The organism is Microcoleus sp. M2_D5 (assembly GCF_036701935.1).
Classification (GTDB): Bacteria; Cyanobacteriota; Cyanobacteriia; order Cyanobacteriales; family Microcoleaceae; genus Microcoleus.
This window is the reverse complement of the sequence record NZ_JAUBRP010000004.1, coordinates 1-14,699: the sequence shown is the minus strand read 5'-3', so window position 1 is coordinate 14,699 and position 14,699 is coordinate 1. Positions and strand designations below refer to the sequence as shown.

The 14,699-nt window shown below is 48.7% G+C and carries 9 protein-coding genes; 3 read left to right on the top strand and 6 right to left on the bottom strand.

Going from position 1 to position 14,699, the window contains the following annotated elements:
- The first annotated feature begins 12 nt into the window (after nt 1-12).
- Nucleotides 13-1,095, top strand: a complete 1,083-nt coding sequence (locus QUA50_RS02335; protein WP_333259378.1) for a glycosyltransferase family 1 protein — start codon at nt 13-15, stop codon at nt 1,093-1,095.
- Between the two features lie 316 nt (nt 1,096-1,411).
- Here the strand turns inward: QUA50_RS02335 and petG are convergent, their stop codons facing one another.
- A complete protein-coding gene (gene petG / locus QUA50_RS02330; RefSeq protein WP_015174208.1) occupies nt 1,412-1,531 on the bottom strand; it encodes a cytochrome b6-f complex subunit V in 120 nt (39 codons plus the stop codon).
- Between the two features lie 180 nt (nt 1,532-1,711).
- On the opposite strand from petG, the gene QUA50_RS02325 reads away from it, so the two are divergent.
- Nucleotides 1,712-2,092 (top strand): cytochrome c, encoded by a 381-nt coding sequence (locus QUA50_RS02325; RefSeq protein WP_333259381.1) that lies wholly within the window; start codon nt 1,712-1,714, stop codon nt 2,090-2,092.
- Nucleotides 2,093-2,156: 64 nt separating this feature from the next.
- On the opposite strand, the gene QUA50_RS02320 is transcribed toward QUA50_RS02325, so the two are convergent.
- From QUA50_RS02320 to QUA50_RS02300, 5 genes are all read right to left on the bottom strand, one after another.
- The gene (locus tag QUA50_RS02320) at nt 2,157-7,460 is read right to left on the bottom strand and encodes a DUF4347 domain-containing protein (protein ID WP_333259384.1); all 5,304 of its coding nucleotides are present in this window, start codon (nt 7,458-7,460) and stop codon (nt 2,157-2,159) included.
- 823 nt (nt 7,461-8,283) lie between these two features.
- Nucleotides 8,284-8,643 carry an NIL domain-containing protein gene (locus QUA50_RS02315; protein WP_333259387.1) on the bottom strand — a complete coding sequence of 120 codons (360 nt, stop codon included), beginning with the start codon at nt 8,641-8,643 and terminating at the stop codon, nt 8,284-8,286.
- A 187-nt stretch (nt 8,644-8,830) separates the two neighbouring features.
- The gene (gene cysW, locus QUA50_RS02310; protein ID WP_333259390.1) at nt 8,831-9,709 is read right to left on the bottom strand and encodes a sulfate ABC transporter permease subunit CysW; all 879 of its coding nucleotides are present in this window, start codon (nt 9,707-9,709) and stop codon (nt 8,831-8,833) included.
- Nucleotides 9,699-10,559 carry a sulfate ABC transporter permease subunit CysT gene (cysT, locus tag QUA50_RS02305; RefSeq protein WP_333259394.1) on the bottom strand — a complete coding sequence of 287 codons (861 nt, stop codon included), beginning with the start codon at nt 10,557-10,559 and terminating at the stop codon, nt 9,699-9,701. Before cysT ends, cysW begins: the two co-directional genes overlap by 11 nt.
- Before the next feature lie 238 nt (nt 10,560-10,797).
- On the bottom strand, nt 10,798-11,943 hold the full coding sequence (locus QUA50_RS02300) for a sulfate ABC transporter substrate-binding protein (protein WP_333259397.1): 1,146 nt from the start codon (nt 11,941-11,943) through the stop codon (nt 10,798-10,800).
- A 518-nt stretch (nt 11,944-12,461) separates the two neighbouring features.
- Here QUA50_RS02300 and QUA50_RS02295 point away from each other — a divergent pair.
- The gene (locus QUA50_RS02295; protein ID WP_333259400.1) at nt 12,462-14,618 is read left to right on the top strand and encodes a WD40 domain-containing protein; all 2,157 of its coding nucleotides are present in this window, start codon (nt 12,462-12,464) and stop codon (nt 14,616-14,618) included.
- The last annotated feature ends 81 nt before the right edge of the window (nt 14,619-14,699 follow it).

Genomic DNA, 14,699 nt, shown 5'->3' with positions numbered 1-14,699 from the left:
ACATATTATCCCATGCCCAATCCCCAATCCAACCTCCTCATCAACCTCTCCTTCCTAATTTCCAAACCAACCGGCTTAGCCATCTACGCCAAAAACCTATTTCCCCACCTAAAATCCCTCAATCCAACATTACTAACAGCCGAAAAATTCCCCAATAACAACTGCTACCAAATACCCGCCAACCTAACACCAGAACAAGGAACCAAAGGACACATCAACCGATTGATGTGGACGCAAACCCAACTCCCCAAAATTTACAAACAGCTAAAATCTAACCTGTTATTTTCCCCAATTCCCGAAGCTCCTTTATTTGCAGGTTGCCGCTATATAATTACAGTACATGACTTAATAGCGCTGCGATTTCCCCGCCGCTTCGATCCTCTGACACCTTACCACCGCTACTACATTCCCCAAGTGCTGCGGCAGGCTCAACACGTCATCTGCGACTCGGAAGCAACTGCTAAAGATATCAATAATTTTTGCAAGATTCCTACTAATTTAATTACGCCAATTTTCCCCGGATACGATACCAGTTTTTTCCGTTTTTTAGACTTGCCAACAAGCAATTATTTTCTTTATATCGGCCGCCACAATCCTTATAAAAACTTGCAGCGAGTTGTAGCAGCCTTTGCTGCTTTGGCAGATAATTCCGAGTACGAATTGTGGATAGCAGGTTCGGAAGACAAACGCTATACGCCGCTGCTGAAGGCGCAGGTTCAAGAATTGGGATTGGTCGATCGAGTAAAATTCCTCGATTACCTCCCCGCCGCCGACTTGCCCAAAGTCATCAACCAAGCGATCGCCCTGGTTTTCCCCAGTCTTTGGGAAGGATTCGGCCTCCCCGTGCTCGAAGCAATGGCCTGCGGGACTCCTGTCATCACCTCTAACCTGTCTTCCATGCCCGAAGTGGCAGGGGACGGCGCATTGTTAGTCAACCCCTACAGCGTCGCAGAAATAGCCGCTGCTATGCACGAGCTTGCAGCGGATGCTAAAGTTCGATCGCACTTGCGGGAGCTCGGTTTAGCCAGAGCAAAACAATTTAGCTGGGAAAAAACAGGTCTGGAAACTGCTGCTATTCTCGATCGATATCTTTAACGAAGGAAGTTCGGCAACGGATTCGGTAACGGATGTAACGGATGTAACGGATGTCGAGAAGAAGGAAGAGGGAAGTTCGGTAACGGATTCGGTAACGGATGTAACGGATGTCGAGAAGAAGGAAGAAGGAAGTTCGGTAACGGATGTAACGGATGTAGCGGATGTCGAGAAGAGGGAAGAGGGAAGAAGGAAGAGGGAAGAATGAAGAAGTCAGTAGGCAGATTTAATGCCCCATGCCCCATGCCCTGTTTGGCCCATGCCCAATTCCCAATTCCCACTCCCCCCTGACAGCCTAAGTTAGGGACTGTAGCCCCTTTTACTTGTTGATACCCAACTGATCGCCGCGCTTGTACTGCTGATAAGCAGCAAAAAACAGCCCCGACAGAGTAACAAAGATTAGACCCAGAACAATACCTGAAAGCAGCGGTTCTACCATGAGAGCTCCTTAACGTTAAGATTTAACAACCTATTTTTAATATTACCAGCACTTACACAGATGAATTTTCCGAAAAACGCCCTTCCGGGAGTATTAGATCTTGCTCTCCCCGCTGCGAACGATTAAGCTATGTTATGAGAAATAAATTTTCTTGTAGATACTATTTTTAATTGAACTCCTTTGAATAACCAACTTGCCAGGAATGAAATTAAAAACCCGATCGAGCGACTTGCCCTATTTGCGCTAGCGGTGTTGCTTGCCATCATGTTGGCAATTATCACAATACGTCAATTTCAAGTCGCCGACCCTTACGTCAAAAGCGTCCTATCCCTCACTGGCAACCCGTTTCAGGGTTCCGCCATCTTTCAAATGAACTGTGCGGGGTGTCACATATCCGTTTCAGACAGTCAAGTCGGGCCCAACTTGCACGGAGTGTCCGAGCGCAAATCTGAATTCGATCTGATCCGGCAAGTCACCAGCGGGCAAACCCCACCAATGCCCCAGTTTCAACCGAGTCCGCAAGAAATGGCCGACTTGCTGAAGTATCTCGAACAAATTTGACCAAAGAAGGGGAACGGAATTCGTTCCCCTTCTTTGGCTGACACTCGAAACTTTGATCGGCAGACTAAACCAGCAAGTTAAAACTCTGAGCCGATAACTGGCTCGGCTGTACGCCCGTCAGTATAGCCAAAATCTGGTCGCTGTTGGCAATTCCGATCGCCGTCGAGCCATTAGTTTCGGTTAACGACAGTTGATTGAAGTCCAAGCCTCCCACCAACTCGATCGAATCAACTCCTGCAGTGAAGTTGAAAATCGTGTCAATTCCTCCGCCCGCTGATAAGACAAAACCATCGCTGCCACTGCCACCGACGAGAGTATCGCTGCCAATACCACCAAAGAGCAAGTTATCGTCGGTGCCACCAAAGAGCAAATCATCACCGCTGCCCCCAATTAAGGTATTGTTACCGTCGTCGCCACAGAGAGTGTCATTGCCTTGATCGCCAAATAGCACATCGTCGCCAGCGCCTCCCAAAATTACGTCATCGGCTTTGCCCCCGTACAATAAGTCATTGCCTTCGTCGCCAGAAAGAGAGTCGTTGCCGCGATTGCCATAAATCGTATCGTTACCGCGATCGCCAAAAATCAGGTCAAACCCTTTGCCACCAAAGAGAGTATCGCTATCGATGCCTCCGTAGACAGTATCGTTGGCCGTATTGCCATTGATATAGTCACCGCCCCCTCGACCAAAGATCAAATCGTTGCCGCCCAACCCGAAGATAGAGTCACTGCCGGCACTACCCACGATCGTATCGTCGCCGTTAGGGCCATTGATCACATTACCCGCAGTCGGAGTGCCTGGTTGATTGGGAGTAGCTATCCTGGGGAAGTTCTCAGGACAAACCAAATCAGTCGGTACAGGTGAAGGTGTCGGCGTCGGTACAGGTGCAGGCGTCGGCGTCGGTGCAGGCGTCGGTGCAGGTGCAGGCGTCGGCGTCGGTGCAGGCGTCGGTGCAGGTGCAGGCGTCGGCGTGGGTACAGGTGGCAGTGGCGGCGGCGTCGGAGTCGGCGTCGGTGCAGGTGTCGGCGTCGGCGCTGGGAAGTTGCCGAAGTTGATGCCGGTGACAATAGCGCCTGAAGTTAGGGTGATGTCGGCGGGGTCGGGTGTGCTTTGGGTAAACCCAGTTTGGTTGACTTCCCTGACGCGGTAGGTTCCCGGCGTTAGGTTCGCGAACAGGTAGTTGCCACTGTTGTCTGTGGTAGTAGTAACAGCAGCAGGAGCAGTTCCAGCTACGACATTGGTTAACTGAATTTGGAAATTGGGTAAACCCGGTTCTCCAGCATCCTGAGTGCCGTTGTTGTTGGTGTCTTGGAACTTCAGACCTCGGATCGCCCCGGGTTGGGGCAGGAAGTTGCCGAAGTCAATGCCCGTGATGTTATCCGAGGGATTAACCGTAACGGGGGCGGGGTTAGGGGTCGTCTGCGTCCAGCCGTTTTGCTGGACTTCCCTTACCTGGTAAGTACCTGCGGGTATATCTCGGAGAGTGTAGTTGCCCGCTGCATCAGTGATGGTAGTAGGTTCGCCCTGCTGAAAGATGCCATCGGGATTGATACTGTCGAGGAATATTTGCCAGTTACCTAGCCCCAATTCTCCGGGATCTTTAACGCCGTTGTTGTTGAGGTCATTGAATTTTTGACCGCTGATAGTGCTCGACTGGAAGTTGCCGAAGTTGATATTAGCGATATCTTGACCGCTGGTGACAGTGATGTCCGCCGGGTCGGAGGTAGTTTGCGTCCAAGTAGGCTGCAAGACTTCCCGCACCTTATAGGTTCCGGCTGACAAATCGAGGAATTTGTAGTTGCCGGTGGCATCGGTGAGGGTGTTCGGTTCCCCAGTGTCGAGAGTGCCGTTATCGTTGGTATCCAGGAAGAATTGCCAGTTGGGTAGTCCTGTTTCTGCTGGCGCATCTTGGATGCCATTTGTGTTGAGGTCATTGAACTTCAGACCGCTAATCGAGTTGGGCTTGAAGTTGCCGAAGTTGTTGTTTTGGGAGTCTGTGCCGCTGGTGACGGCGATCGTAAACGCGCCGGAAAGGGTAGGCGTAGCTGGGTTGACGGGGGGCACAGTTTGCGTCCAGCCTGTTTGTGGCACTTCCCGCACTGTATAAGTGCCCGCCGGCAGGTCGTCGATCTCGTACAGACCCGTAGCATCCGTGATTTCGCTTTCTTCATCAGCATCGAAGGTGCCGTTATTGTTGGCATCTACGTAGATTGTCCAGCCTCCTAGCGGTGGTTCTTCTGGCCCATCTTGGATGCCATTTTTGTTGAGGTCATTAAATTTGATCCCGCTGATTTTGCCTAGTTGGAAATTGCCGAAGTTTTGAGCCGTAATGTTTGTGCCGCTGACCGGGTTAATTGGATAAAAAGTCGGGCCGGCGGTTTGTGAGAAGCCAGCCGGCACGTCTTCTCTCACAAAGTGCCTACCGGAGCCGACGTTGGCAAAGCTATACGTCCCAGGTGCTGCTGGCGCTGTCCCGGTAACTTGAGAGGCGATTTCCGTGTCACCGCTATCTAAAGTGCTGTTATCGTTAGTATCTTTGAACAAGCGAACGGTAGTGCCGTTGAGGGGGGTGTCGTCAGCAGAGAAGCCGTTACCTGTGAGGTCGGTGAATTTGGTGCCGCTAACGGTGATGTTTTGGAAAACGCCGAAGTTTTGACCGGTGACGGGAGTACCGCTTTGGGCACTAACGAGAATTGCGGCAGCGGGGAAAGAGATAGTGGAGTTGGCTGGGGCAGTGGCTTGTATCAGGTAATTGCCGGGGCCTATCTCCGAGAATGTGTAATCTCCGGCTCCCGCAGTGGTTTGTGCAGTGCCGACAACAGTATCTGTGCCGACTTCTAGCGTGCCGTTGGCGTTGGTGTCTTTGTAGAGGTTGACCGTGATGCCGTTTAATGTGGTGTCATCGGGCGTGAAGCCGTTGCCGGCGAGATCGGTGTAGGTTTTGCCCGCGATCGAGGTTTTTTTGAAATTGCCGAAGTTCGCACCCGTAACATCAGCAGTACCAGTCGTCACCGTTGGTGCCAAAGTCTGCACCCAATCGGTTTGTAACGTTTCTGCGATCGCTGTATTGGCCTTAGTATCCGTGAGAGTGTATTGGCCGAGAGTGGCAGCAACGGCAGATGTTACATTAGTGCTCGTACCTGCGGTAATAGTCCAGCCGCCTAGACCTGGTTCAGTTGCCGCGGCACCTTGCAGGCTATCCCCGTTCAGGTCGTTGAATTTCTGACCCACGACCACTGGGCCGTACTCGTAAGCACCGATGTCAACACTAGGTTTGCTGACAAGAGTATTGTCGATTTTCCGAGGGAAACCTGTACCGCGTTGGTCAGTAGTTAAACCGGCCGCTGTTGCGTCGGCGCTGTTGCCACCGCCAATGGCTTGGTTAGTGCTAGTTGTGACCGGGCTGTTATCAACTAGGGCAAGGGTGAAAGGAGCCGGAGCCGTTGCGCCATTCAATCCGGCAGAGCCGACTGGTGCTAATACATTTGTCAAAGCACCGATTAGTTGCTGAGTCGCTGTAAAACCAGTGCTACTGCCGAGAACCCCAATCAGGTTGTTGTTCCCGGTGAATGTCCCTGTAACATCAGTGTCGGTAGTAGCAACGTTGCCAGCGACGATCGTGTTTTTGACTGTAACTGTACCGCCGTTGTTGTAAATTCCTCCGGCACTAGCAATCAGACTAGCCGGTGTGCCAACTGTGGCGGCTGTTGCAGAGTTATAAGCGATCGTGTTGTTAGTGAGGGTAGCTGTAGCACCTAAGTTGACGAAAATTGCACCACCTGCGGCTGTACCCGCACCTGCGGCAACATTACCAGCATTGCCACCCGTAACTGTGTTGCTATATAAGGTGCTGTTGGTCATGGTCAAAGTGCCACCGCCAACAAAAATCGCGCCGCCTAAACCTGCACCGCCGCCGCCAAACCCAATAGCACCTGCACCGCCAAAAGTGCCCCCTGCGCTTGCACCATTGCCACTACCGCCACCGCCGCCGAAGCCGCCAATGCCTCCAGCGCCGATAGCACCAAGCACCGCACCTGTACCAGAAGTACCGCCAGCACCACCGCCGCCACCAAAGGCGCCAGCACCGCCAACACCGCCATTGCCACCATTACCTGCAATACCAGTACCAGCAGGACCGCCAAGGCCACCGGCACCACCACCACCGCCGCCACTACCGACAACACTACCAGCACCACCACCACCACCAATGCCACCAGCACCACCGTTTGTGCCGCCAACACCAGTACCGCCAGTGCCGCCAATACCGCCAGTACCGCCAGCATTACCAGTACCGCCAGCCTCGCCATCTTCGCCAACCCCACCGGCAGCGCCATTACTTGCTAGACCATTTCTACCATTTCTACCATTTGTCCCTGCTGTGCCTCCAAAGACAGTAGCCAAATCCGCGCTACCACCCTTGCCACCATTCCCCGCCGCACCTGCACCGCCAACGGCAGAGTTATTAGAAAAAGTAACTCTGTCAACTGTGACTGTACCGCTGTTGATAAAAAGGGCGCCACCTAAGCCTGCGGCGCCACCACCACCGGCGGTTCCTGCGTTGCCTACTGCTTGTGCGGAATCAATGGTGAGGTTTGAGATGTTAAATGTTGTGTTATCAACTACGAAGGCACGGTTGTTATTGCCGCTGATCTTGAAACCACCGCCAACAATAGTGGTGGTGTCGGTAATTCTCGGCAATTGCCCTGCGAGGGTAATATCGGCAGTGAGAGTGATCGTGTCAATGCCAGTGTTGATGTTGGCAACATTGATGGCATTTACCAGTCCGTTAAAGTCGCCAGTCCTTTGGTTCAAGTCAGCCAGTACGCCACTGTAAGCTTCCCTCGCCTCAGCCGAAAATGCCAAAGGTGTTTCAATGTTTCCCGTAGTTACTTCTAGTTCCCAGTCTCCACCCAACGCAGCATTCCCAGTCAAGTTATCGGAAGCGGCAATATTTGCCCCGGTGAGCTGGCTCAGCCTTTGGACGAAAGCGACACCTGCTTCTGTGGCGGCGACGTTGCAACCGTAAAGCAGAATTTCGGGTTTAGCTGTAATTGAAGAGTTCGAGTTTGTTTCGGCTGCTGGCAAAGCAAACCATTTTTCTAAATAATTGCGGTAGCTTTCAATGTTGCACAGATTTAGTTCTGTGGCTCCCAGTTGCAAGCTGGCTGCTGCGCCGTGAGACAAAATGTGGACGGCTGCAATGTTTTTCCGCTGTTTAAGTGTTTCGGCAATTTGCTCAATGCCGTCGCGATCGGCTTTGAGAATAACAATTTCTGTATCGGAATTGACCGTTTCTGTTAAACTTTCGCAATTTTTAACTTGTGAATCCGCAAAAACTATCTGGTGTTTCCGTTCTTTATAGAGTTCCACGTTCAAATTCTCCTGGTACACGCACACATCAAATTCATATCACAAACCAACCGCAGCAGCGATCGAGCTTTTTCCGGTACGGATGAGAGTTGTTGGCGAAGCCCTCGAAGAGGATCGCTCCTAATTTCACCTAAATTGAATATTGACAAAATTTTTTTTATATGCTCCCCTGCCCTAACTGAGTTAGTTTGATTGTTTAGAAGTTTTAAAGGGGGATATTGTTCCGGCTGTTACAACAATGTTGGAGAAGACGTGCGCGCTGTTTATTGATATGCCAGAGATGGAGAAAAAACCAGATTTTATAAAAATTGTCAATCGAATAGTTAACTGATGGCGATCGATATTTGTTAATCAAGAGTCATCAGTCACGATTATTAGCTGTAAGCTGGTGTTATTTGGTAGTTGTTAGCTGCTGAATGATGGGTATGTGCGATCCTCTTCTGCAACCTTCGCTAACGAACAACCGCCATTAAATTGCTTTGTAGGGAGGAATGCAGCAAGTCCTGTGAGTTTTGTGAAGGCTTGTATTCCTCACTAGAACCTTGATAACTGTTATTTTACAGGAAGAGATAGGCTGACTCATGACTAACATTACTTGAGACTATTAGGCTCAATAAATCGGGTCGAAAAAAATATGCGTGTCAGTCCAGAATATTAGGAATGAGAATTAAATAACTTAGAATGCGTGATAGTTCTTGTGGGATGGGCGTCCCGCCTGTCCAGAAAGGGCGGGCGGGACGCCCATCCCACTTTCAAGAGTGTAAATTATTTAATTAGCGATCCTTAGGCGATCTTCCAGGTTGGTGCGTCCCCGACTCACTAATTACCAAGTTTCTTCATCGGGATAATTGGAATTGCTCCAGATTTCAACATCTAAATCATTGAGATAAATTAGAGCAGTTTCAATCTGTTTACTTGTACCGTTAAGCTCCAAATCAAACCAACCGTCATCTAAAGTTTTGACACCCAACAAAGCGGCATTAAAATTTACCGTCAAACCGTATTCAGAAATCAGATGAGAAATGACTGGTTCCTGATGGTATTCTTTAGGAATACGAATGCGAATGCGGGTTTGAGTTGGTCTGCTGTCAGCACTATCAGATTTTGGAATATCTGATTCTTGGGTTCTGTGAAAATCGCCGATGCCCTCAAATTGAGATTCGCTAGTGTTGTGAGCTAACATTTGGGACTCCTAATTTTTGTTTCAGTTTACATTTTGTACCAATATCTTGTAGGGTGCGTCGCTGCGAGATTTTCGAGCTTTCAACCAGATTGTCGATAGCGCCGCACCCTACTAACGACTGGTTTGACGGATGAGGTTCACAGCGCGCACCCTAAAGCCCTAATGACTGATGACTGATGACTGATGACTATTCTTCAACTTCTTTGATCCTAGTTTTTCGTTCTAAAATCTCCTTAAGCACGAGAGTGACAACTGCTAAAAGACCGAGAACTACCGCAGCCGAAAATGCGGCTTGCGTCGCGTACTGCTTGTAAGCATCCTCTACAAACAAAGGCAAAGTTTGCGTTTTTTTAGCAATATTTCCCGACACCACAGAGACGGCTCCAAATTCTCCCATTGCTCTAGCATTGGTCAAAATTACTCCGTAAAGCAATCCCCAACGAATACTGGGAAGCGTGACATTCCAGAAAATTTGCCAGTCATTTGCTCCCAAAGTTTTCGCCGCCTCTTCTTGATCTGTCCCTACTTCTTCCAAAACTGGAATCACTTCGCGGGCAACAAAAGGCAAGGTAACAAAAGCAGTAGCCAGCACCATTCCAGGGAAGGCAAAAATAACCTTAATATTGGCCGCCTCCAGCCACGGGCCGAACCACCCCAGCCGACCGTAAAGCAGTACAATCATTAAACCTGCAACTACGGGAGAGATGGCAAAAGGCACGTCTAAAAGGCTGATTAATAGCGTGCGACCCGGAAATTTGTTGCGGCCAATTACCCAGGCTGCACACAAACCGAAGACTGTATTTACAGGCACAACTATCAGAGAAATTATCAGGGTTAGTTGCGCTGCGTGCAGAAAATCTGGTGAGGTTAAGTTAGAAAGAAATGGCTCAAAGCCCTTTCTGAAAGCTTGGTAAAAAACGTTGAGAGTGGGGATAAATAAGATAAGAGCGAGATAGCCGATCGCAATTCCGATTAAAGTTGGTTTTACCCAAGCTTTTTCCTGACTCCGACTAGAACCGGCAGGCGGAAAATTGTAACCAGCGGGTGAATTGATATTAGCCGTCATAGCGTCTTCTCCATGCTTGTAAGAGATTAATTGCGAACAGCATTGCCAGGGAAATAGCTAACATGACTGTACCGATAACTGTTGCTCCTGCGTAGTCGTACTGTTCCAATCTTTGAAAAATTAATACTGGCGCGATTAAATCTTTGAAGGGTATGTTAGAAGCTACAATTACAGTAGAGCCGTACTCGCCCACCGCTCGCGAAAAGCCGAGTGCTACTCCGGTTAAAATAGACGGAAATAGCGGCGGCAAAACTACTCGCCAGAAGGTTTCAAATTGAGAAGCACCTAAGCACCAAGCTGCTTCTTCGATTTCTTTTTCCATCTCGTTTAAAACTGGCTGTACGGTTCTAACGATAAATGGCAAGGAAATAAATATCATCGCTATACCTACGCCCAATCGAGTAAACGATATTTTGATTCCCAAAGGTGCAAAAAGCGAACCAATCCAGCCGTTATCGCTGTAAACTGTGGCGAGGGTTAAACCGGCGACGGAGGTAGGGAGTGCAAAGGGTAAATCGACGACTGCATCTACAATCCGTTTTAAGGGAAAGTCGTAGCGGACTAAAACCCAGGCAATCAATGTGCCGAATACTCCGTTAATTAATGCCGCAATTAATGCCGTAAAGAAGGTGACATCGTAGGCGGAAAGGGCGATCGGACTGGTGGCAATTTTCCAAAATTCGGCGGGGTTGGCTGTGCTGGCTTTCAGTAGCATTGCTGCAACTGGGACCAATAGCATTACGCTGAGGTAGCCTAGGGTGATTCCCCAAGGTAATGTGATTTTGCCGATCGCCCTTTTGATATGCTGAATAGGAGATTGAGAGTTACTGGTTGGAAATGATACAGCCATAAGAGAATAGTTTTGAGTTGGAAAGAATAATTTCTTTAGGGGCGGGTTTTACCAAAAATAATTGCCTAAAACCAATCATCTGGTAAACCCTGGCTCATTAGATAGATGTAGGGTGCGGATCCATCCTACAATCTGCTTTCGCGCCCTCGAATATCTAGGAGCGACGCACCCTACCAGATACGGGTTTTACCAAAAATAATTGCCTAAAACAAATCATCTGGTAAACCCGCCCCGGCCACTACTGTCTAATTGAACCTTGAATTTTGTCAAAAACAGCTCCGTCATCGAAGAATTTCTGCTGAATATCTCCCCAGCCTCCTAAGTCTTGAGCTGTAAATAAGGTTTTGATGGGGGCATATTTTTTGACAAATTCTGGTTCCGCGGCTACTGTCGCATCTACTGGGCGGAAGCCTATTTTGGCAAATTCTCGCTGAGATTCTGGGGTGTACAAAAATTTGACAAATGCTTCGGCAACTTCGCGGGTGCCGTGTTTGTCAACATTTTTATCGACGACGGCAATGGGATTGTCGATCGAAACATTGACTTCTGGAATAGAATAGGGCAGTTTTTCGCCTTTCTCAGCGGCCAGAAGAATCTCGTTTTCGTAGTTGATTAAGGCATCGCCTTGGCCTTGTTTGAAAAATACGTCGGTGGCTTCGCGGGCGTCTTTAGTCAGAATGGGGACGTTTCTGTAGACTTTGGTAGTAAAATCTAATGCTTTGGTTTCGTCGCCTCCGTTTTTAACAACTGAACCCCAAAGTGCTAGGAAATTCCACCGGGCAATACCCGATGTTTTGGGATCGGCGGTAATCACTTTTACTCCGTCTTTGCTTAAATCTTCCCAGGTTTGGAGACCTTTGGGATTGCCTTCGCGGGTGACTATTGCTCCTACGGATTTGCTGACTATGCCTTCGTTGGGGACTTCTTTTTCCCACCCGGGCTCAATGAGTCCGGCTTTTTCGATTTTGGTCGTGTCGAGGGCGAGGGCTAGGTGTACGATGTCTGCTTCTAAACCGTCAATTACTGCGCGAGTTTGGGAACCGGAACCGCCGTAGCTTTGGTTGAAGGTGACTGTTTGGCCTTTTTCTTTTTGCCATTGTTCTACGAATTTGGGAATTATGGCTTCGTGGGCGGCTTTGGTGACGGCGAAGGATACTAGGGTTAATTCTACCTTGCCTTTGTTGGCTTCAGGGCTAGCACTGCCTGGAGTGGCTGCAGGGTTGTTGCTGGTTCCTTGGCCGCAGGATGCAACGGCGAGACTTAAAGTTATTCCCACTAAAAATAGGGACACAAATCTTTTCAGGGCGGTAAATGATTGATTTGTGCTGGCTGATGGCTGTTGTGGCCAGTGAAGGTGTTGAGTTAGGCGTTGCCACGGGCTCATTATATTTGTTCCTCTAGTAAAAGTACGGTTATTAGGTCGGAATACCGTAATTATGGTTGTGAAGTATGATTATAGACAAGAGCGAGTTAAATGGCAACAAAAAAAACAAATTGGGGGAACTCAGGGTCGATCGCATATCCTGAAGTCTTTTGCGTCGGTGCTTTGAACTCAGATTCGGAGTAAAATGTAAAGTGTATAAATAAATATTATTATTGAGTTGAGGTGCTAAGCTGGCGCGGCTGCACGATACGCCTTACAGATACGTTGACCGATCGCCCAAATGTAGGGCTCATGCCAAGATCCCCGCCTCATCGAGATATGCCTGACAATTCCCGCATCCAGGATACAAGCCGCCGGATTCATCCGTCCAGAAATAAAAAACCTGTATCCGATAAAGGAACCCCCGAATTTATCCGTGGGGTCAATGCTTCAATTCTAAAATCTAAAATCTAAAATCTAAAATCTAAAATCGATTGACTCGCGCGATCGTCCTTAAGTAAGAAAAAGTTTTAACTGGTATGTCCTTACCCCGCCCCGTCTCAGACACCCTAATTGAACTGTTGAAGCCTGTAGCCTCTGAATTGGGAGAAAGATTGGGAGCAAGCGCTGTCAACGAACGCTATGCAGAAATTGAGCCGTCTGGTTCTTGTGCTTTGAACCAGCAAATCAAAAAAGACCCGCGCTGGATTAAAGCACAAGTAAGATATTTGCAGCGGCAGCAGGCCAGAGAACAAGAATTAATCGCGATCGCCGACGCAGAAGAAAGGGTAAAGGAAGAACGCTCTAACCGAATTAAGGCACAAGAAATAAGAGATAAGCGGGCAATTAGCCGACTTTGCCGCGACTTAATGCGGGAGTTTCAATCAGAAGCAATTCGAGTTAAGCTGAGCGAAATTCAAACTCTTTGGGACAAGGACAACTGGTTTTCTAATTTGAGCCGACAGGAAACTGAACAGATTTTGCAGCAGCAACAGCACCGCTTGCTGCTGTTAGTTGCTCCCGCAAAAATTAGCCAAGATTGCCCCGATTCGTTTCGCCACAATCTGAATATCGAGCTGCCGGCTAAGTTAAGAGCTTTTTTGAACCAGCACTACCCCCCGCACGGAGAGTTGTGCCCGGTTCAGTTTTACGGAGACTATTTCAAAAAATCCATTTCTGATATTGATGTGGAGCGGTTGCAGACTGTGTTGTCTCCCGTACCGACAGCTATACTGTACAGCGATATCAGCGATTATGAAGTTAATTTTCATGTGGGTTTTTGGGGAGTCATAAATCAGAGCGTTTCTCTAGTGGCGATGCAGCCTTGGAATTGGGAAGAGGTTTACCACCAGTGGGAGGCGGAGGGAAAAGACAGAAAGCTGAGCCTGCGGATTATTCGGCAAATAATTGTGACTATTCACAAGTTATTGGCGGCTTTTTTAGCTGATTTGTATTATTTAAATATCGATTTTACTCACGAACCTCAGCTATTTAATTTAGAGGGGGAATTTGCTCAAGAATGGTTTTCTAAAGATTGGGCAAAACCGTATATTGAAACTCTTAAAGAAATTCAGGAGCAGCAGCGAATAGTCTCTAAGGGAGAGATGCGGCGGCTGGCGCTGCGAGAGGCGAAAGCTAGGGCGGAACGCCAGCGTTTGGAGGAGGCTGAACTCAAACGCAGAGAGGACGCTGAGGCTGCAGCTAAGCGGGTGAAGGAATTAGCTCACAAATTAAAACATCAGAAATGGCGGTGCGTATATACGCTGCCGGGACATTCATCGTTTGTGAATTCTCTGGCTATTAGCCCGGACGGCCAAATTTTGGCTAGCGGTAGTTGGGATAAAACTATTAAGATTTGGAATTTAGAAACAGCAGAATTAATTGGCACTCTGACGGGACATTCCGATCGCGTAAATTCGGTTGCGATTAGCTATGACGGAAAGATGTTGGTCAGCGGCAGTTCGGACGAAACAATTAAGTTTTGGAATTTGCACAACGGCGATTTGCTGTGTACTTTTCCGGGACATTCTATGGAGGTGAATTCGGTGGCGATCAACCCGAAGCGCCTGGTAATTGCTAGCTGCGGCGGGGCTGATAATACGATTAAGCTGTGGAATTTGCGGAGTGGTGAGTTGCTGCGGACTTTGAAGGGTCATTCTGACAATGTGAATGCGGTGGTTTTTAGCCCGGACGGTAAAATATTGGCGAGTGGCAGTAGTGATGCGACGAGCAAGGTTTGGGATGTGGAAAGCGGTAAGTTGCTGCGGACTCTTTCGGGGTTGAATGTTGGGGTGAATTCTGTGGCGATCGCGCCGGACGGTCAGATTCTTGCTAGCGTCAGCAATGATTATACGATTAAACTGCGGAATTTGCATACGGGCAGTTTGTTGCGGATTTTAAATACTAATTCTAGGAGGGGAAAGGGTGTAACGAATTTAGGAACGAATGAGGCGCTGCATATTTTGCAGAATTATGTGAGTCGGGGCGAGTCGGTTGCTATCAGTGGGGACGGTTTGACTTTGGTTAGCGGCTGCGATGATAATACGATTAATATTTGGAATTTGCAGACGGGGGAGTTGTTGAGCAGTCTTAAGGGACATTCGGGTACGGTGTACTCGGTGGCGATCGCACCTTCGGGCAATTTGCTCGCCAGCGGGAGTGCGGATCAGACGATTAAGATTTGGCGCTGCGATTAGTTAGGATCGCGAATTAAATAACTTACAATTTTAATTGTTATTGTGGGATGGGCCTGAAAGCCCGTCCTTTTTGGACGGGCT

Excerpts from the sequence above, each read along its gene's own strand:
- petG (WP_015174208.1), bottom strand. The coding sequence starts at position 1,531 with ATGGTAGAACCGCTGCTTTCAGGTATTGTTCTGGGTCTAATCTTTGTT.
- QUA50_RS02335 (WP_333259378.1), top strand. The coding sequence starts at position 13 with ATGCCCAATCCCCAATCCAACCTCCTCATCAACCTCTCCTTCCTAATT.
- QUA50_RS02315 (WP_333259387.1), bottom strand. The coding sequence starts at position 8,643 with ATGTTAGCTCACAACACTAGCGAATCTCAATTTGAGGGCATCGGCGAT.
- cysT (WP_333259394.1), bottom strand. The coding sequence starts at position 10,559 with ATGGCTGTATCATTTCCAACCAGTAACTCTCAATCTCCTATTCAGCAT.
- QUA50_RS02300 (WP_333259397.1), bottom strand. The coding sequence starts at position 11,943 with ATGAGCCCGTGGCAACGCCTAACTCAACACCTTCACTGGCCACAACAG.
- cysW (WP_333259390.1), bottom strand. The coding sequence starts at position 9,709 with ATGACGGCTAATATCAATTCACCCGCTGGTTACAATTTTCCGCCTGCC.
- QUA50_RS02295 (WP_333259400.1), top strand. The coding sequence starts at position 12,462 with ATGTCCTTACCCCGCCCCGTCTCAGACACCCTAATTGAACTGTTGAAG.